Origin of the sequence: Pantoea sp. GbtcB22 (assembly GCF_019091025.1) — a bacterium.
GTDB classification, from domain to species: domain Bacteria; phylum Pseudomonadota; class Gammaproteobacteria; order Enterobacterales; family Enterobacteriaceae; genus Pantoea; species Pantoea leporis.
Genome location: NZ_JAGXKB010000001.1, coordinates 1,580,638 through 1,599,399, shown reverse-complemented (window position 1 = coordinate 1,599,399; position 18,762 = coordinate 1,580,638). Strand labels below are relative to the sequence as shown.

Genomic DNA, 18,762 nt, shown 5'->3' with positions numbered 1-18,762 from the left:
TAACGACTGCTGCGATGCTGACAACCTCTTTGCAGCAGGATTGTGTATGAATCGACATTTCAACGGATTAACGCTCGCCGCTTTGGTAGTGGCTGGGCTGAATATGCGACCGTTACTCACTTCTCTTAGTCCATTACTCGGCCAGCTTCGGCAAACGATGGGCCTCTCTTCACTGGCGGCTTCGCTGCTGCCTGCGGTACCGATGGTGATGATGGGCGCGGTCGCGCTACTGAGCGCTTCGCTGATGCAGCGCGTGCCGCTGCAACGCTTGCTGCTAGCCGGATTGACGCTGCTGCTGCTGGCGCTGGCGGCGCGTGGCGTGATCCACGACGGCAGTTGGCTGGTGGTCAGCGCGCTGTTTGGCGGCCTTGGCGTGGGCGTGGTACAGATGGCGATGCCGGGCCTGATTCGTCAGCGCTTTGCGCAGCGCAGCGCGCCGGTCACCGGATTGTGGGCCGGTGCGCTGATGGGCGGCGGCGGTTTGGGGGCGGCGTTATCGCCGTGGCTCAGCGATCATTTGGGCGAGCCGCTGGCGCTGAGCGGCTGGGCGCTGCCGGTGCTGCTGGCGATTGCACTGTGGCTTTACGTGCGCGTACCAACCGTCGCCAGCACGGAAAAGGTTGCGCTGCCGTCGCTGTGGCGCACGCCGCGCGCCTGGACGCTGGCAATCAGTTTTGGCCTGGTGAACGGTGGTTACGCCACCTGCGTTGCCTGGCTGCCGGATGCCTATCATCATCTTGGCTGGTCGGCGCAGGCCGGCGGATCGCTGCTCGGCGCAATGATTCTGTGTCAGGTTGCAGGTGCGCTGTTGATGCCGCTGCTAGCGCGTAAGGCGGATCGGCGTCCGCAGCTGATTATCAGCCTGGTTTGTCAGCTGATCGGCATGAGCGGCTTTCTGTTTGCCCCGCTGTTCGCGCCGTGGCTGTGGGCGGCGATTGCCGGATTTGGTCTGGGCGCGGCGTTCCCACTGGCGATGGTGCTGGCGCTTGATCACCTGCCGCATCCACAGGCCGGTGCACGGCTGGTGGCGTTTATGCAGGGCGCGGGCTTTATCATCGCCGGCTGCATGCCGTTTATCGCCGGTCAGCTACAGGCATTAACCCACAGTTTTTCCAGCGTCTGGCTGATGCAGGCGGCGGTGACGGTCGGGCTGATTTTGCTGAACCTGCGCTTTCATCCGCGCAGTTATGATCGGGCCTTTGGCCGGACTGCGGCGTAATTGGTCCTACCAAAAGATTCAAATGTGGCCGCGTCGTCACATAACATGAAAAATCCCGCCTGTTTCGTTGCATCGAAATAACAAAGCATTAACCATTCTCCTCCATCAAGCCCGCCACGCTGCATTTTGGTCCTACCAATGCAGCATGGCGGGGGAGCCTTTCTCAGGATAATGCGATGACCGAAAATACGCTGCGGGCGCGGCTCTGCGCCTGGATTACCGAGCATCAGCTGGAGCCGGGGATGCGGCTGCCGTCCGAACGCGCGCTGGCGGCCGAGTTCGGTTCATCGCGATCGTCACTGCGCGAGGCGATCCAACAACTGATCAGCAGCGGCGTGTTGATCAGTAAACGCGGTGGCGGCACCTGGCTACGTCAGCCGCAGCAACCGTGGTCGGAACAGCGCATCGTAGAGCCGATTCGCCAACTGCTGGCTGAAGATCCCGATTATCGCTACGACATCCTTGAAGCGCGTCACGCAATAGAGGCCAGCACGGCGTGGCATGCGGCGTTGCGCGCCACCGAAGCCGATAAAGAGCGGCTGGCTTACGCCTTTGATGCGCTGCTGAAGATTAAGCAGAGCGACGATGCCGATCTCGCGGCGCAGGCCGATCTGCGTTTTCATCTCGCCATCGCCGAAGCCTCGCACAATGTGGTGCTGCTGCAGACCATGCGCGGCTTTTTCGATCTGCTGCAATCCTCGGTGCTGCACAGCCGTCAGCGCATGTATACCCATCCGGTGATTTTTAATCGTCTTAACGAACAGCATCAGGCGATGTTTGATGCGGTGATGGCCGGTGATGCGGAAACGGCGCGCCAGGCGGCGATGGATCATCTCGGCTTTGTTCACACCACTATGAAAACCCTGCATGAAGATGAGGCGCGCCAGGCGCGTATTACGCGTCTGCCGGGCCACCAACCTCAGCACAAGGAAAATAACGGATGATCATTTCTGCTGCCAGTGACTATCGCGCCGCGGCGCAACGCATCTTGCCACCGTTCTTGTTTCACTATCTGGATGGCGGCGCTTACGCCGAGCACACGCTGAAGCGCAATGTCGCCGATCTCTCCGACGTGGCGCTGCGCCAGCGCGTGCTGAAAAACATGTCGGCGTTGAGCCTAGAAACGAAGCTGTTCAACGAAACCCTGTCGATGCCGGTGGCGCTTGCGCCGGTCGGCTTGTGTGGCATGTATGCGCGACGCGGTGAAGTGCAGGCGGCGCGCGCGGCGGCGCTGAAAGGCATTCCGTTTACGCTCTCAACCGTGTCGGTTTGCCCCATTGAAGAAGTGGCGCCGGCCATAAATCGTCCGATGTGGTTCCAGCTCTATGTGCTGCGCGATCGCGGCTTTATGCGCAACGCGCTGGAGCGCGCCAAAGCCGCCGGCTGTACCACGCTGGTGTTCACTGTCGATATGCCGACGCCGGGCGCACGTTATCGTGATGCGCACTCCGGCATGAGCGGCCCCAATGCGCCGCTGCGTCGTTACTGGCAGGCGGCAACCCATCCGCAATGGGCGTGGGATGTCGGTTTACATGGCCGTCCGCACGATCTCGGCAACATCTCCACTTATCTTGGTAAACCGACCGGGCTGGAAGATTACATCGGCTGGCTGGCGAACAATTTCGATCCGTCGATTTCCTGGAAAGATCTGGAGTGGATTCGTGAATTCTGGGATGGCCCGATGGTGATTAAAGGCATTCTCGACGCGGAAGATGCGCGCGATGCGGTGCGATTTGGTGCCGATGGCATTGTGGTGTCGAATCACGGCGGGCGTCAGCTGGACGGCGTGCTGTCGTCGGCGCGCGCGTTGCCGGCAATTGCCGATGCGGTGAAAGGCGATATTACCCTTCTCGCCGACAGCGGGATTCGCAGCGGATTGGATGTGGTGCGGATGATCGCCCTCGGTGCCGACAGCGTGCTGCTGGGACGCGCGTTTGTCTATGCGCTGGCAACGCACGGTCAGCGCGGCGTTGAAAATCTGCTCAACCTGATTGAGAAAGAGATGAAAGTGGCGATGACGCTGACCGGCGCGAAATCGATCAAAGAGATTACGCAGGCTTCGCTGGTGCAGGCTAACGCGCTGTTGAGCGAGGCGGGCTTGAGTCCGGCGCGTCCACGCGCGGTGAGCTAATCCAGCAGAATGAGTCATGTTGTCTATACTCAATACCTGTCGAACACAACAGGAGGAATGACATGACCATTCATAAGAAAGGATCGGCCCATTGGGAAGGCGACATTAAAGGCAAAGGTACGGTAAGTACCGAAAGCGGCGTGTTGAGCAATCAACCGTACGGTTTCAATACCCGTTTTGAAGGCCAGAAGGGCACTAACCCGGAAGAGCTGATTGGTGCTGCGCACGCCGCTTGTTTCTCAATGGCGTTGTCATTGATGTTGGGCAATGAAGGGCATCCGCCAACAAGCATTGATACCACCGCGGATGTGTCGCTGGATAAAAAGGGCGACGGTTTTGCCATCACCAAAATCGCGCTGACCAGCGCCATCGTCTTACCGGGCATTGATGACGCGAAGTTTGATGAGATCATCCAGAAAGCCAAAGCGGGCTGCCCGGTTTCTCAGGTACTGAATGCTGAAATCACGCTCGACTACACGCTGAATAAATAATCGCCCAAATGGGTGACCAGCGTTAGAATCAACGGTGCGCCTTAGGGCGCATCGTTGCTTTCTGTCGTCTGGAGGATGCGTGGCAAAAAAACTGGCTGCAACCAAACACTGGAAAATGATCGTGGTGCTGTTGTGCATCTGCGGGGCGCTGATGCTGATTCGCTGGGCGGCGATGATATGGGGATGAAAGAGTGGATCAGCAGCCACAAGCTTGGCGTGTTGGTGATGGTGATTTTGGTGCTGGAGTTACTGCACTACCTGCTCACGGCGTCATGGTTCCCATGGCAGATTGGCTAATCAATCAGGCGTACTCACCGTCTGTCTGGCGTACGTTACGCGCACTGCTGCGCGCAATGCGATACGCCTTGCGTGGATCGCCCGCCACGAACTCAAACGTGGGCGAGAAATAGAATGGCAGCCAGCCGCCGAAGCCGCTTTCCCATTCCCAACGTACGGGGCAGGGCCAGAGAATGCCATCATACAAAATGTAATAAACCCAGCGTCCGTTTGGACGACGGGGGCGAGATGTTTTCATTGGATTCACAACGATGATAGTGAAAAGCAGCTTATATTTTGAACGCTACAACCCATTCTTGCAATGCCGTTTGGCTACTATTTGCGCAACTTTAATCAAGCTGGCACCGAATTAACGGTGCACTTCGCCACAAAGTAAGACCACATTTGGCCGCACTTTATGGATGCGATCGGCCATCTGCTCACAGGCCACTTTGGTCGGATAGATACGCTCCGAAACCGGTAAGGCATCACAGGCATCATGCCCACATGCGCTCACTAATAAAACAAAACCAATCAGCATAATCAGACTCCTTTAACACCTTCTCGCTGGTACGGAATGTGTGGCTGGTCGTTCCCTTTTTTGATCCAGTATAGCTAAACGCGTTGAGAGTCAATTATCACCCTGAGCGGCTTTCTTGTCCGGCTCGCAAGATTATACGCATCGCAGTGCGCAACCGTAGCTCAATCTGGGCTAAACTATGCGGCCCTGATAAAAACGATGAGTGAGTTAACATGTCGAACGAAATTGCCCAACCAGCCAGCAGCCCAAAACAAGCCGCCTTGCAACTGGTGATTGAACTGGTGCGCGCGGGAAAACTGAGCCCGCTGCACGGTGATGCTTCCAACATGATTTCAATCTACGAACAGTTCAAAAACCATTTCGAAGCGGAAAAAGAGTAGCGCAAAAAATTATTTACGGCGCGTTGATAGCGCCGTAAATTTGAGATAGAGCTGTTAGCTAATTTAAATTATAACCATAATTATTCGAGCATAGCACGCGCTTCCAAAATTGTTCTCTATCTATAATTAGCTGATCATCCGTTCTCATTGAATAGAATTCCAATAAAGAAAATTGGAAGTTCTTTCTGGCATAATCGATGCCAGCCAAAGAAATTATCTCCGTGAGTCCTTCATTCAAACCATGTCCGGTGTGAACATAACATTCCCAGCGTGACCAAATGCCTGAATCACCATATGCGGAACCAACATATTTCTTTCCATTGGATTTATCTACAATAAGATAGACACCTTTGACGTTTAGCAATGCGGTTTTCCAATCTAAACGTTGGTTTTTGATGATGTGCTCGATTTTATCAAATGAATGTTCGATTTTGTCAAAGCCGCAGAATGTCTCGCCTGAGTATTGCTCTTCAAGTATCTGAGATATTTGCATTTTTGTGTAGTGATTTTCAAACAAGAAAGATCGTCCACGAGCTCCTGGGCCCGGATATTTTATAAGAAGTCGACCTATAAATTCTTTGTGCAAATCGAGCAGTTTAACAGTATATTTTTCCTGGTTTCTTTCTAATACTTCATAGATGCCACCAAATAACCACCGTTCTTGTTGAGGGTAAAACTTTATCAAACTGAAGATGTATTTTCTGTTGAAGTCATCTCTATGTCCTCTCCATTCATTCCATGCTTGCCATTCATCTTTACTACGAACAAAAGCATCCAGTGGCTGTTCTTCATAATTATAAACTGCAAAGTGAACCTTATAATCAAATTCATTCTCAATCTGTAAAACTGAACTCAGAGATATCATCCGTTGACCTCATCTTTAATGGTGATTTAATGAAATATTTTAACTCTGTAATGATTGTAGATTTAATTTTTAGCCTAATTTTTATGCGTATAAAACGTGATCTTTTTTATTAAGCGAAATACCAGGCGGGCAGGATAGCGATTAAATTGTTCAGCGTGTGCAGGAAGATCGGCAGCGCCAGGCTATTACTGCGCAAACGCGCGTAGCACAGCAGCATAGAAAACAGCGTTAAAGCAACCAGCGTTTCCCAGTGCACATATTGGGTATGCATCGCGGCGAACAGCAGGGAGGTGAGCAGCATGCAGGCAAAACGGCTTCTCGGCGCCCACAACAGAAAACCTTGCAGTAAAAATCCCCGGAACAGCACTTCTTCAAACACCGGCGCCAGCAGCACGGCGGTGAGCAGCAGAATCAACATCGAGCTGCGTCCCTGCTGCGATTGCGCAATCAGCCAGCCTTCGGGTTGCAGAAACTGCGTCTGCGCCACCATCAAAGCAAACAGCAATCCAATAAACAGCAGCGCCTGCATCGGCCGCACAAAGCCCAGCGGAATGTCGCTGCGACGCTGACAGTAAAAACGGTACAGCGGATAGATCACCGCAAACTCCACCAGGCAAAGCACCGGCATCAGCAAGCCGTTGGTACGCAGCATCCCGTAATTGGGAAACAGCGTAACCAGCATGGTCACAAGGTAATAGACCACAAAGCTACCCACGTAGAACAGCGTTAACGTAACTTTGTCGGATTGGGTGTCCATAGGCGACTCAGCGAGCAGAGGAGAGCGCATAGTAGCAACGCCGATCATCCCTGTCGAGGTGGCGTGCTGCACATTTGCGCTGCTCAAATATTCCACCAACAAGACTAAATCTGCGGCGCTCGGGGCCGATAACCGATCAAACCCTTACAGGGTGGAGATGTGCGCAGTCTGCGTTGTCATCCGCCTTTTTTTGCTGCCTGTATTCTACGAGCAATGCGCATGAATTCTGAGTTTCACCGGCACACGGCACTGGCCGCCAGGACCAATATGGAAGCACATACGGTAAGGCTGACGCGGCGCAGTCTGCGCACCTTATCCTCGCTGCTGTTTGGCGTGCTACTTCTCTCTGTGGTGATGGTGTTAGTTATCGCCCATCGACAAAACATCGACTCAATCCAGCAAGATGCCAATCTGATGCGTCAGGCGTGGCAGCAACAGCAGCAACAGATGCTCGTCGATGCGCGCGATTATGCTAACTGGGGCGAAGGCTGGAAGAACCTGCATCTGACGGTCAATAAGGTTTGGGCGTGGGACGAAGAGAACTTTGGTCCGGGGCTTTACAAGGAGTATCACTACGACGGCGTGTTCGTGGTAGATGGCAATGGGAAAACCCGCTATGCGGTGATTAACGGTGAATTATCAGATGCTTCGATTGAGAGCTTGTTAGGCGCACAAAGCAACGTACTGCTAAGCGCGGCGCGCTCACTGCATGACGCCGTTGCAGGCAATGCGCTGGTGGAGAGTAACCCGGCGATCGTCGTGGCCGCACCGATTACGCCGGGCAAAGGACAGGATTTGCCGACGATGCCCGGCCCCGCTTCGGTCATGGTGTTCGTTAACATTTTCACGCCACAAAAACTGCAAGCGCTGGGCACATCCCTGAATGTGATTGAACCGCGCATCGCCAGCGATCTAAACGATGCGCGGTTTGAGCCACGGCTGGTGGAGCCGGTGCTGCAGGGCGAACCCCTGGTGCTGCGCTGGCAGCCGAAAAATCCCGGCTTCGGTGTGATGTGGCTGATGATGCCGCTGCTGCTGTTCACCGCGCTGGCGGTGGCGCTGGTGACGCGTCGCGTGCTGCGGCATGCACTGCACAACGCGGTGATCTCCGATCGTCGCTTTGAAATGCTGGCGATCAGTCAGCGTGAGTTGGCCAACAGCGAAGAGCGTTTTCGCGATCTGGCGGAAGCCGCGTCGGACTGGATTTGGGAAGTTGACGCACAGGGCCGCCTCTGTTATCTCTCGTCGCGCTTTGCTGCGGTGACCGGCCATGAAGTGAAAAGCTGGATTGGACGTCCGCTCGATCAACTGCTGAGCCATCCCAGCCATTCGCTGGTCTCCTGGCTGATGCGTCAAGGCGAAGAGGTGAAACCTGTGCCGCTGCGCTGCCAGTTTATGTCGGCCAACGGCGAGCGCCGCATTGGGCAGTTAATGGCGAAAGCCATTCGGCGTAACGGCTTGCGCTCGGGTTTTCGCGGCACGGTGTCGGATATCACTCATGAAGTGGACGCCGAAGCGCGCATTCAGTTTCTGTCACGTCATGACATGCTGACCGGCCTCGCGAACCGCATGCAGCTGCAGGAGTATTTAACCGCGTATCTGGAGTGCGTCAGCGCGGATGATCCGCTGTTTGTCATCAGTTTCGATCTCGATCAGTTCAAACCGATCAACGATACGTGGGGCCACGCGGTCGGTGATGACGTTCTGAATGAGATCTCGACACGGCTGAAAAGCTTGCTGGCGCCGAATGAACTGGCGGCCCGGCTCGGCGGCGATGCCTTTATTTTGCTGCTGCGCGAAAGCACGCGGGCGGGTGTGGAATATCGCTGTCGTGCGCTGCAGCGCATGGTGCATCAACCGATCATCAGCGGATCGCATCAAATCAGCCTCACCGCCAGCATGGGCATCGTATCAGCACCGCAGGATGCGGCTCAGCCGGAAGCGCTGTTACGCCTGGCCGATATTGCGCTGGCTCAGGCGCGCAGTGCCGGACGCGATCGGTGGGTTTGGTACTCCACCGATATGGCGAACCATCTGCAGTCAAAACGCGACATGGTGCAGGCGATTGAGGGCGCGCTGCACAATCACGCCTTCACGCTGCATTATCAGCCGCGCTATCAGCTGCAAAGCGGGCAGCTGGCTGGCGCTGAAGCGCTGATTCGCTGGCAGATAGCCGACGATCAATGGATCACACCCGATCGCTTTATTCCGTTAGCGGAAGAGAACGGCCTGATCGCTGCGATCAGTGATTGGGTGCTGATGCGCGCATGCGTGGACGCCCGCGACTGGGGCGAACAGCGCTATGTTTCTGTGAATATTTCGCCGGTGGAGTTTCGTAATAACGATCTGGTGCAGCGCGTGGCGCATGCGCTGGAGGTGAGTGGATTACCGGCCACACGGCTGGAGCTGGAGATCACCGAAAACGTCACTTTTGAGAATCCGGATCGCGCATTGGAGATCATGCAAGGCCTGCGCGCGCTCGGCGTGCGGCTGACGGTGGATGATTTTGGTACCGGCTATGCGGCGTTGGGCTATCTGAAAACTTTCCCGTTCAACGGCTTGAAGATCGATCGTTCATGGATGAAGGAGTTCCCGGAATCGCAGCAGGCGCAATCGGTGGTGGCGGGGATTGTCGGCCTGGCGCGCGCGTTTGCGCTGACCATTACCGCTGAAGGGATTGAAACCGAAGCACAGCTAAAGGCGCTGAAAGCGCTGTCGTGTGAAGAAGGGCAGGGATATGTCCTTGGCCGACCCATGTCGCTGGCAGCCTTCAATGCGCGGTTACAGGAAGAGGAAACCGTCAATTGATTTTGCACACATTGTAGCGGCGCAATGCATTGCGTGATAAATCGCGCCGCTACGAAATGTGCGCGGCTTTTTAACGCACTCTGATCGCAACAAACGTCATCAGAGCGGCGAAGCCAACAAAAATTACCAGTTCCATCATTGCCTCCTCGCTAAGAAAATTCTTAGTTAATTGTAGTGGCTGGCGGATTGATTTTTAGACAGTGCGTGCGATTAATCCTAACTTTTGAGAGGAAGATCGCCCTTTTGAGCTGATTAGTGCGACCAATCTGCTGTAAAAATTTCCGTTTCACGGTCACGCTTTGCTACTCTCAAAAACCGGTTGTCTATTTATCCAGGAGGAGAAACTTGTGACCCATTATGGAAAAGCGCTACTGGTAACGGCCTTTTTTGCCCTGACCGCTTGCCAGTCAGCCAGCAAACCTGACGCCAGCGCGGCTGCCAGCCACGATCCGGAAACCGATCAGTGCGGCGCATCGCAATACCAAAACTACGTTGGTCAGCCATTATCGACGCTCGACAACAAACGCTTCGCGGTGCCCGTGCGTGCTATTCCGTGGAATTCAGCGGTAACGATGGATTTCAATCTGCGTCGGATAAATTTCGCGGCGGATCAAAGCGGTAAAATTTCCCGGGTGTACTGCGGATAACAAAAAAACGACATTGCATTGTCATCTGGCTGTCACAGCGCCGGGCGAGGATAACTGCGCACTACGGAGATTTCCTCGTCACTCTCGAATATGCAATGTTCGTCTTATTTCTTCCCGCTGCGGCGGGAATTTTTTTATCTTTCGGCCTGCAAGGCTGATGGAGGAGTGATGATGAGAACGCGTGGAAAATTGCTGCTGTTAACGCTGTTGTTGAGTCCGCTGGCGCAGGCGTCGAGCGAAGCCGCATGGCAGCAGAACGACAAAAATATGCAGCAAAGCTGTCTCAAGGCCAGCGGCCTGAAGACAGCGAAAGTGGTGGGTAAGCCGATTCAGTATGATGACAGCGTGGGCTTTGATGCGCTGCTGCTGGAAGGTCGCTATCCGCAAAAGCACATGAAAAATCAGGTCGGACGCGAACTCTGCCTGTACCAGCGTCAAAGCGGCAAGGCATTTGTCAGCGAAGCCGACCATCTGCGTGCGGTAAAATAGTGGCGTGGGCCGCTATTTCTGCGGCCCCGATTCCAGCAGTTTTGCCAGTAAGTTGCGGTAGCTCTGCAGCTGCTGTTCATCCCCTTCAAATTCCAGCTTATCAATCACGCGCGCAATAATCGCTTTGCTGGTGGCAGGCTGTCCGTCATCCATCAGTTCGCGCATGATCGCCGCCAGCATGTCGCTCTCATGCGGTGCATGCCAGGCTGGGCTATTGAAGTAGTCGGTAATCGCCCGACTGGCGCTGTTTGGCTGGGTTCTCATAGCTGACCTCCGCAGAGACAACGATGCCCACCGCCGGATAATGGCAGCATGGGGAAATTGGGTTTAATCATGCGGACTGTCCAGAACAGACAGCGCGTCGCCAGTGATAACTGGTGGTTTTTTAAACATAGATGCGGTGTGGAATATTGTCAGTAACGTGTAGACATATTTTTTCACGTTTGCCTGCCATTGCGATGCGCTTATCTTGCGGCAGGCAGGGTTTCAGCACATAAAGACACTAAAAAACGGCTTTCAGACATGATTTGCTGTGAGCAAAATCACGCTCGACAGTGTAAAACTGCGTTTTTTCGCCCATGCCATGTTTTGCCGTCCGGTAATGTTATGAGATTGTTAGACTGAACTCTCGTTTCATTCTGCTGATGCCCACGCCCATGTTACGCTCCATCGAGTCCTGGAAAGTTAATCTGATATCTGTTTGGTTTGGCTGCTTTTTTACCGGCCTTGCTATCAGTCAGATCATTCCCTTCCTGCCGCTGTATGTGGAAGAACTCGGGATTCGTGGCGGTAACGCGCTCAGCGTCTGGTCTGGACTCACCTTCAGCGTCACCTTCATTGTTTCTGCCGCCGTCGCGCCATTGTGGGGCAGCCTTGCTGACCGTAAAGGGCGCAAGCTAATGCTGTTGCGCGCCTCTTTCGGCATGGGCGCGGTGATTCTGCTGCAGGCGTTTGTCACTCAGGCGTGGCAGCTGTTACTGCTGCGCGCGCTGATGGGCCTTACGTCCGGCTACATTCCCAATGCGATGGCGCTGGTGGCGGCGCAGGTACCGCGCGAACGCAGCGGCTGGGCGCTCAGCTGTGTTTCCACCGGGCAGATCAGCGGCGTCATTCTCGGGCCGATGATTGGCGGTTTGCTGGCGGACTGGCTCGGTTTACGCATGGTGTTTATCGTCACCGCCGTGCTGCTGATGGTGAGCTTTCTCGTCACCTTATTTCTGATAAAAGAGACCGGTTATACGCCGGCTAGCAAGCAGGACAAGCTGAGCGGGCGCGACGTGTTTCTCACCCTCGATAATCCGCGCTTAATGATCTGCCTGTTCTTCACCACCATGGTGATTCAGATGTGCAACGGCTCGGTGAACCCCATCCTGACGCTGTTCGTGCGCGAGCTGGCACCGAATGCGCAGAACATCGCGTTTCTCAGCGGGGTGATCGCCGCGCTGCCGGGCGTATCGGCGCTGATCTCCGCGCCACGGCTGGGTAAACTCGGCGATCGTATTGGCACGCAACGCATTCTGCTCGCCACTATGATGGTTTCATTATTGCTGCTGGTGGCGATGTCGTTCGTCACCAGCGCGACGCAGTTGGGCGTGTTGCGTTTCCTGTTGGGGTTTGCCGATGGTGCCATGATGCCGGCGGTGCAAACGCTGCTGGTGCGGCATTCACGCGATAACGTCACCGGGCGCATTTTCGGCTACAACCAATCTTTTATGTATCTGGGTAACGTGGCGGGTCCGCTGCTGGGCGCGGCGGTATCGGCGGCAACCGGCTATCGCTGGGTGTTCTTCGCCACGGCGATGGTGGTGATGGTTAACGTGATCTTCCTGCGCCGCTTCTATCGTCGGCCGAAAACCACGCTGACTCCACCTTTGAGCCAGCGTGAAACCGCAGAAAAACCTACTGACGCAACGTCAGCGCGTAGTGCCAGCGCTGCTGAGAAAGCAAAAACTCCGGGCTAACGCTTGGGCTCCATGAATCATCACCGCCGACGCCCATGTGGAAGCCATCGAGGTGCAGCCAGCACCCATCCTCTTGCTGCAATAAGTGGCGATGCGAGGTGGCACGCAGCTGTTCAAGGCTGAAGCGACTGAGCGAAAAGGCGAAGTCGCCGCTCACCTGCAAGCCATTGCTCTGTAACTGACGCGTGCCACAGCGCAAACCATTTTCACCGGGGAACACATACGCGGTGCTGAGCGCTGCCAGTGGCAGCTGCCAGCGCGAGAACTGCGCCGCCAGTTGGCGATCCGGATAGTTCTCGTGCGGGCCCAAACCGAGCCAGCTCACCTGCTGCGGCGACTTCGCCAGTTGGCAGCGCAGCCCGATGCGTGCCGGCGCCGGCAGACCGGGCGCCTGTTCCACATTGACGCTAATGGACAACTCACCGTTAGCATTAATTTGATAGCGTTTGTGGCTGGTGAAAGCCAGCTGACCGTTGGCCAGCCACTGATGCCAGGTTTCAATCAGCACGCTGTGTTTCAGGCTATCGACCTGCATATCCACCAGCACCGCTTGCAACTCATCGTAGCCCGCACGTTTCCAGCGCTCGACCCACGCATTGGGATCAACATTGGCAGCTTCGCTGGTGCCGATATCGTTATCAATCGGCGCACGAATAAAGCACTCCTGCAGCGGCGTGAGCAGCGTTTCTTCATCATCGACAAACCATTGCACCAGCTCGCCGCTGCGGCGCGAGAAGTGCCAGCGCTGCTGCGACACAACTACCGCCACCAGATCGTGATTGGCAATCAGTTCCGGCGCGGTGGCACCGATCTCCACAACGCGCACCGGCAGCGCAGCGGGCAACGGCCACTGATCCCAGGCGACGCGCGCATCCGCTTCGGACCACGGCGTGGCGTTGATTTGATGCACCGCCAGATTCAGCCACGCGTTGCCCTGCAAATCTTCACTGGCGGGCAGCGTAAAGGTCTGGCTGCCTTGAGCGGCGAGATCGAGCGGCAATTCACCGCTGGCGATGGCAACGCCATCCTGCTCGATTGACCAGCGCAGCACTTCGTTATCGCTGCGGCGGAACAGATATTCGCTGCTGACGGTAAAGCGATACGGCTCGTTAGCGTCCCGCTGAAACTGGAAGTACTGCTGCGCGCGCTGGGCTTCAAACAGCGCCGGATGCGGTGAGCGGTCGGCAAAAACCAGCCCGTTCATGCAGAACTGGCGATCGTTCGGCGTATCGCCAAAATCTCCGCCGTAGGCTTGCCAGGCTTCACCGTTGTCGTCGTAGCGCGTCAGGCTTTGATCGACCCAATCCCAGACGAAGCCGCCCTGCAAGCGCGGGAACTGGCGGAAGGCTTGCCAGTATTTCGCGAAACCGCCAAAGCTGTTGCCCATCGCGTGGGCGTATTCACACAGAATCAATGGCCGCGTCTCGCCCGGCAAACCAATCCACTTTTTCAGCGACCACTTTGGCACCGCCGGAAAAGGCTGATCCTGATCGACGCGCGCGTACATCGGGCAGACGATATCGGTGGCGGCGGTGTTGGCGCCGCCGCCTTCGTACTGCACCGGACGCGTCGGATCGCTGCTTTTCACCCATTGATAGAGCGCATCGTGCGTGCTGCCGTGACCTGATTCGTTGCCCAGCGACCAGATAATAATGCAGGCATGATTGCGGTCACGCTGAACCATGCGCGTGACGCGCTCGCTGTAGGCGGCGAACCAGCGCGGATCGCTGGAGAGGCGATTCATGGGCTGCATACCGTGCGTTTCGATATTCGCCTCATCCACCACATACAAACCGTATTGATCGCACAGGCGATACCACAGCGGATGATTGGGATAGTGCGCGCAGCGTACCGCGTTAAAGTTGTGGCGCTTCATCAGCTCGATGTCGCGGCGCATGCTGGCTTCATCCACCACCTGACCGTTTTCCGGGTGATGTTCATGGCGGTTCACACCACGAATCAGCAGCGGCTTGCCGTTGAGACACAATTGGCCCTGTTCAATGCTGACGCGACGGAAACCGACGTCGTAAGCTTCGGCTTCGAGCACGGCACCGTTTTCATCCAGCAGCGTCACCACCGCGCGATAGAGATGCGGCGTTTCGGCGCTCCACAGCTGCGGCTGGTTGACCGGCAAAATCAGCAAAGCGCGTTCGGGATAATGTCCGCGCTCGTCGATAATCGCACTGCCGAGGGCCTGTTCCTGCTCGCCAATGCAGCTGTCGCAGCGCCACAAACTGACGCGCAGACGGCACTGCGCGGGCTGACGATCGCCGGCGTGGATCTTGACGCTGACACGCAGATCGCCGCGCAGGTATTCCGGGCTCAGCACGGTTTCAATCTGCACATCGGCCAACTGCATCTCCGGCTTATGCAGCAAGCTGACATCACGGAAGATGCCGCTCATGCGCCACATATCCTGATCTTCCAGATAGCTGCCATCGCACCAGCGCAGCACCATCACGGCTAAGCGGTTCTGGCCGGGTTGCAAAGCGTGAGTGAGATCAAACTCGGCGGGCAGGCGGCTGTCCTGCGAATAGCCGATCCACTGGCCGTTACACCACAGGAAGAAGGCCGAATTTACGCCATCAAAGATAATGCGCGTCTGGCCCTGTTGCAGCCAACTAGCATCCACTTTGAATGTGAGCGAGTAGCATCCAGTAGGATTCTGTTGCGGCACCAAAGGCGGCGTGACCGGAATCGGATACTGCACGTTGGTATAAATTGGCGCGTCAAAGCCGTGCAGCTGCCAGTTTGCGGGCACCGGCAGCGCATCGGCGCCAGGCAAATCCTGCAGCAGCCAGCTTTGCGGTACCGCTTCCGGCTGCGTGAAGTAGCTGAAGCTCCATTGGCCGTTCAATAGCTGGCGCGAAGGTGAAGGGCGGTCATCGCGCGCGCTGATTTCGTCGCGCCAGCTGGCAAACGGCGGATGCGCATCCAGTCGATTAAGGCTGGTGATCACCGGATTTTCCCAGTCACGGCGCGCCAGAATTTCACTCAGGGAGACAGCAGATAAGCTCATGATGAGATCTCATTTATTGTAATGCGCTCACATTGCGTGAAATCGCACCGGCTGTAAAGCGATCAACCACGATTTTGCGCAGCGCGTTGGCAGCAATTTATGCCAGCCGTGCAATGTTTTTGCCGCTTTAGTGCCAGTAAATTGTTAAGCGTGGTGAGCAGAGATGAATAGCGCCGGGTTGCGGAGAATTCTGTATTGTCGTGCCCGATGTGGCCTCATACACTCAGCCCGATTTCACCATTCCGAGGTAATTATGGTCCGTATGATTAAAATGGCCGCAGTTGTGGCATTGGTCACCGCGCTGAGCGGTTGTATTTTCCCACCTCCGGGTGGCGGCGGTTGGGGCGGCGGCCATGGTGGCGGTCCGGGACGCGGCTTTACGGGGCCGCATTAATACCCATCATAATTCAGGCTGCAGGTGCGTTGGCTGCGTGCATTCACCTTCAGTCACTTACTGAAGTAAGCTCCTGAGGATGATTGCACTTGCCGCCTTCCTGCACCTCGAATTATTCAGGGCATAGGTGAGCGAAACGTTTCAATAAATCTTTGAACGTCCAGTGAAACGTTTCGCTATTAACTATTGAAATCTAGCCGGTTTTTTTATTTTGCCGTTTGGCTGTTTTTTCTCTAAAACGGCTTAAAAATCCTTGTTGTTTTATTCAGCGCAATGCTAACGTCTGTTTTTCTTCTCTCGTTGAGCTTGTCGCATGAAAAACCTGATTGCGGAACTCCTTCTAAAGCTGGCTGAAAAAGAAGAAGAGTCTAAAGAATTAGTGGCTCAGGTTGAGGCATTAGAAATCGTGTTAACCGCGATGCTGCGCAAACTGAATCCCGATCAATTCCACGACATTGAGGCCGCTATTAAATTAGCCATGCCGCCCGTCGCTCCTGCGGCTGAAACGCCCGATACCACCATGCTGCGTAATTACGTAGAGAAGTTGCTGCATCATCCGCGCGTATAATGGCTATCGCCTGTTTTTGCAGGCAATTGTCATTATCGATTTCTCGTATTTGCTTATTCCGTGCCATGCTTAGAGAGCAATAATGCTACGGAGAATCCGGTAATGAAATCGTGTCTTTTAGCAATAATGACAGCAGGCTTGCTGATTGCAGGCGGAGCGAGTGCGGCAGAGAAAACCGCACAGCAGGAAAAAATGACCCAGTGTAACCAGAGCGCCGGTACACAAAATCTGAAAGGCGATGCGCGTAAAAGCTTTATGAGTGACTGTCTGAAAAAAGACAGCAAAATAGGCAGTATGACGCCGCAACAAATGAAGATGAAAACCTGTAATGCTGATGCGAGCGATAAAAAGCTCACCGGCGATGCACGTAAAACGTTTATGAGTTCGTGCCTGAAGAAAAGCTGATTTAATTAGCGATAATCGTCGCCGTTTTTAAATCACTCATGCGTGAAAAGGAATAAGGGTTCATGTTTAGCGTGAACCCTTTTTTTATTGCTGTAAGCTGCGGCGCAGACATATTCAATTTTACTTATCACGTCAGAGGAAAAACTCATATCAGGATCCTCATCACAAAACCGCACCGATAACGCTGCCAGGATGCTTTAGTCCTAAATGATGACTAATTATTCCATCCGCTCAATCCCCGCGAAGCCAGAGCGTTCGTTGGGCAGCCTTTACCTGTGGAGTCTGCTATGAATGTGCTTGATTATGCTGTGATGGCGCTTTATGCGCTGATGATTGTGGCTATAACCTTGTGGGCGATGCGCAAGGTGGGCAGCACGCGTGATTTCTTTGCGGCTGGCGGCAAAATGCCGTGGTGGCTGTCGGGCGTGTCGCATCATATGTCAGGATACAGCGCGGCGGTGTTTGTCGCCTATGCGGCGGTGGCTTACAACATGGGCATCACCATCTATTTTTGGTGGGCGTTTCCCATCGCGATCGCGGTGTTGATAGGTTCACGCCTGTTTGCGCCGCGCTGGGCGCGCTTGCGTATCTATATGAACATCGAATCGCCGATGGAATATCTCGCCACGCGCTACAACCTGCCAACGCAAATGGTGCTGGCGTGGAGCGGGGTGCTGCTGAAAACTTTTGACGTCGGCGCGAAGTGGGCGGCAATTGCGGTGATCATCAACGTCTTCACCGGACTCGATCCGCTGATTGGCATCTGTGTATCTGGCGCGCTGAGTTTGTTTTACACCGTGATGGGCGGATTGTGGGCGGATGCCTGCAACGACTTCGGCCAGTTCGTGGTGCAGTTTGTCGCCGCGATTGTGATGGTGGTCGCGGTGGCGGTGCACCTCGGCGGCTTTGCTGAGCTGTTCACCATCTGGCAGCGTTTGCCGCCAACCCACACCCAGATCATTCAGGAGCCTTACAGCATCGGCTTTATTCTCGCCTATTTCGTCATCTACACGCTGAGCTACAACGGCGGCACCTGGAATCTGGCGCAGCGCTTTATAGCCGCGCCCGCCGGCCGCGATGCACGCAAAGCGGCGCGCCTCTCCGCCGCGCTCTATCTCATCTGGCCGCTGATTCTGTTCTGGCCGATGTGGGCAGCGCCGCTGCTGTTTCCCAATCTCAGCGATCCGTCGCGCTCTTATTCGATGATGGCGATGGAGCTGCTGCCGAATGGTCTAGTGGGTTTGGTGCTGGTGGCGATGTTTACTCACACGCTGTCGATGACCTCGTCGGATGCCAACGCCATTACGGCGGTGGTGACGCGCGATATCCTGCCCGGCATGCTGCCGAAACACTTTCAGCGCGGTAAAAGCTCGCTGCTGGTGGCGCGGCTCACCGCTTTTATCTTCATTATCACCATGCTGGTGATTGCCATGAACGCCAGCCACTTCGGCGGCGTGCTGTCGCTGCTGATCATCTGGTTTGGCGGCTTAGTCGGCCCGATCTCCATTCCTATGCTGCTGGGTTTGCTGCCGGCATTTCGTCGCAGCGGCAGCGCCGCCGCGCTGGTGAGTTGGGCGATCGGCGTCGGCACTTTCTTCTGCGTGAAATTTGTCTTTACCGATGTCAGCACCGCCACCGTGGTGGCTGCGCCGGTGATGTCCTCGCTGGTGCTGTTTGTGGTGATGGGCTGGTTACGCCGCGCGCCGGTGCGCCCGGAAGTAGATCAACTGCTGAACGCACTCAATCAGGATCAGGATGCGCCTGCCGCACAGCGCTGGGCGCATAAAAGCAACGTCTCTCAGGAGGGATAA

General features: G+C 55.4%; 20 protein-coding genes. 14 read left to right on the top strand and 6 right to left on the bottom strand.

Annotated features, from left to right (window positions below):
• Positions 1-46 precede the first annotated feature (46 nt).
• From KVT28_RS07555 to yniD, 5 genes are all read left to right on the top strand, one after another.
• Entirely contained in the window at positions 47-1,219 is a 1,173-nt protein-coding gene (locus KVT28_RS07555) for a cyanate transporter (protein WP_217547440.1), read from the top strand.
• A gap of 176 nt (positions 1,220-1,395) precedes the next feature.
• Positions 1,396-2,163, top strand: a complete 768-nt coding sequence (gene lldR, locus KVT28_RS07550) for a transcriptional regulator LldR (protein ID WP_101762492.1) — start codon at positions 1,396-1,398, stop codon at positions 2,161-2,163.
• Positions 2,160-3,350 carry an FMN-dependent L-lactate dehydrogenase LldD gene (gene lldD, locus KVT28_RS07545; protein WP_101762491.1) on the top strand — a complete coding sequence of 397 codons (1,191 nt, stop codon included), beginning with the start codon at positions 2,160-2,162 and terminating at the stop codon, positions 3,348-3,350. The genes lldR and lldD overlap by 4 nt, the downstream gene beginning before the upstream one ends.
• Positions 3,351-3,412: 62 nt before the next feature.
• Positions 3,413-3,841 carry an OsmC family protein gene (locus tag KVT28_RS07540; protein WP_101762490.1) on the top strand — a complete coding sequence of 143 codons (429 nt, stop codon included), beginning with the start codon at positions 3,413-3,415 and terminating at the stop codon, positions 3,839-3,841.
• A 79-nt stretch (positions 3,842-3,920) separates the two neighbouring features.
• Positions 3,921-4,028 (top strand): small membrane protein YniD, encoded by a 108-nt coding sequence (yniD, locus tag KVT28_RS27740; protein ID WP_021507251.1) that lies wholly within the window; start codon positions 3,921-3,923, stop codon positions 4,026-4,028.
• Between the two features lie 114 nt (positions 4,029-4,142).
• Here the strand turns inward: yniD and KVT28_RS07535 are convergent, their stop codons facing one another.
• Complete coding sequence (locus tag KVT28_RS07535) at positions 4,143-4,376, bottom strand: hypothetical protein (RefSeq protein WP_110867781.1); 234 nt, start codon at positions 4,374-4,376, stop codon at positions 4,143-4,145.
• A 111-nt stretch (positions 4,377-4,487) separates the two neighbouring features.
• Positions 4,488-4,658, bottom strand: a complete 171-nt coding sequence (locus KVT28_RS07530) for a hypothetical protein (RefSeq protein WP_007887091.1) — start codon at positions 4,656-4,658, stop codon at positions 4,488-4,490.
• Positions 4,659-4,870: 212 nt separating this feature from the next.
• On the opposite strand from KVT28_RS07530, the gene KVT28_RS07525 reads away from it, so the two are divergent.
• Complete coding sequence (locus KVT28_RS07525) at positions 4,871-5,038, top strand: hypothetical protein (protein WP_167391189.1); 168 nt, start codon at positions 4,871-4,873, stop codon at positions 5,036-5,038.
• A gap of 58 nt (positions 5,039-5,096) precedes the next feature.
• On the opposite strand, the gene KVT28_RS07520 is transcribed toward KVT28_RS07525, so the two are convergent.
• Together KVT28_RS07520 and KVT28_RS07515 are read right to left on the bottom strand one after the other, a co-directional pair.
• On the bottom strand, positions 5,097-5,903 hold the full coding sequence (locus KVT28_RS07520) for a GIY-YIG nuclease family protein (protein WP_192236737.1): 807 nt from the start codon (positions 5,901-5,903) through the stop codon (positions 5,097-5,099).
• A 109-nt stretch (positions 5,904-6,012) separates the two neighbouring features.
• On the bottom strand, positions 6,013-6,660 hold the full coding sequence (locus KVT28_RS07515) for a CPBP family intramembrane glutamic endopeptidase (protein WP_101762487.1): 648 nt from the start codon (positions 6,658-6,660) through the stop codon (positions 6,013-6,015).
• Positions 6,661-6,879: 219 nt separating this feature from the next.
• On the opposite strand from KVT28_RS07515, the gene KVT28_RS07510 reads away from it, so the two are divergent.
• The 3 genes from KVT28_RS07510 (at position 6,880) to KVT28_RS07500 (ending at position 10,604) form a co-directional block, all read left to right on the top strand.
• Positions 6,880-9,468: an EAL domain-containing protein gene (locus KVT28_RS07510; protein ID WP_217547438.1), complete on the top strand. Its 2,589-nt coding sequence runs from the start codon at positions 6,880-6,882 to the stop codon at positions 9,466-9,468.
• Between the two features lie 347 nt (positions 9,469-9,815).
• The gene (locus KVT28_RS07505) at positions 9,816-10,115 is read left to right on the top strand and encodes an I78 family peptidase inhibitor (protein ID WP_101762485.1); all 300 of its coding nucleotides are present in this window, start codon (positions 9,816-9,818) and stop codon (positions 10,113-10,115) included.
• A 171-nt stretch (positions 10,116-10,286) separates the two neighbouring features.
• Entirely contained in the window at positions 10,287-10,604 is a 318-nt protein-coding gene (locus KVT28_RS07500; RefSeq protein WP_101762484.1) for a hypothetical protein, read from the top strand.
• A gap of 12 nt (positions 10,605-10,616) precedes the next feature.
• On the opposite strand, the gene KVT28_RS07495 is transcribed toward KVT28_RS07500, so the two are convergent.
• Positions 10,617-10,868 (bottom strand): biofilm development regulator YmgB/AriR family protein, encoded by a 252-nt coding sequence (locus tag KVT28_RS07495; RefSeq protein WP_101762483.1) that lies wholly within the window; start codon positions 10,866-10,868, stop codon positions 10,617-10,619.
• A gap of 392 nt (positions 10,869-11,260) precedes the next feature.
• Here KVT28_RS07495 and KVT28_RS07490 point away from each other — a divergent pair, with 392 nt between their 5' ends.
• Positions 11,261-12,565 (top strand): multidrug efflux MFS transporter, encoded by a 1,305-nt coding sequence (locus KVT28_RS07490; protein ID WP_217547436.1) that lies wholly within the window; start codon positions 11,261-11,263, stop codon positions 12,563-12,565.
• On the opposite strand, the gene KVT28_RS07485 is transcribed toward KVT28_RS07490, so the two are convergent.
• Positions 12,504-15,584 (bottom strand): beta-galactosidase, encoded by a 3,081-nt coding sequence (locus KVT28_RS07485; RefSeq protein WP_217547434.1) that lies wholly within the window; start codon positions 15,582-15,584, stop codon positions 12,504-12,506. The two genes, KVT28_RS07490 and KVT28_RS07485, sit on opposite strands and share 62 nt — an antisense overlap.
• Positions 15,585-15,837: 253 nt before the next feature.
• Between KVT28_RS07485 and KVT28_RS07480 the strand changes: the two genes are divergently transcribed.
• The 4 genes from KVT28_RS07480 to KVT28_RS07465 all read left to right on the top strand — a co-directional run bounded on the left by KVT28_RS07480 (position 15,838) and on the right by KVT28_RS07465 (position 18,762).
• Entirely contained in the window at positions 15,838-15,978 is a 141-nt protein-coding gene (locus KVT28_RS07480) for a hypothetical protein (protein WP_217547431.1), read from the top strand.
• Positions 15,979-16,291: 313 nt separating this feature from the next.
• The gene (iraP, locus tag KVT28_RS07475) at positions 16,292-16,546 is read left to right on the top strand and encodes an anti-adapter protein IraP (RefSeq protein ID WP_101762480.1); all 255 of its coding nucleotides are present in this window, start codon (positions 16,292-16,294) and stop codon (positions 16,544-16,546) included.
• A gap of 102 nt (positions 16,547-16,648) precedes the next feature.
• The gene (locus KVT28_RS07470; RefSeq protein WP_101762479.1) at positions 16,649-16,951 is read left to right on the top strand and encodes a PsiF family protein; all 303 of its coding nucleotides are present in this window, start codon (positions 16,649-16,651) and stop codon (positions 16,949-16,951) included.
• Between the two features lie 287 nt (positions 16,952-17,238).
• Complete coding sequence (locus tag KVT28_RS07465; RefSeq protein ID WP_217547429.1) at positions 17,239-18,762, top strand: sodium:solute symporter family protein; 1,524 nt, start codon at positions 17,239-17,241, stop codon at positions 18,760-18,762.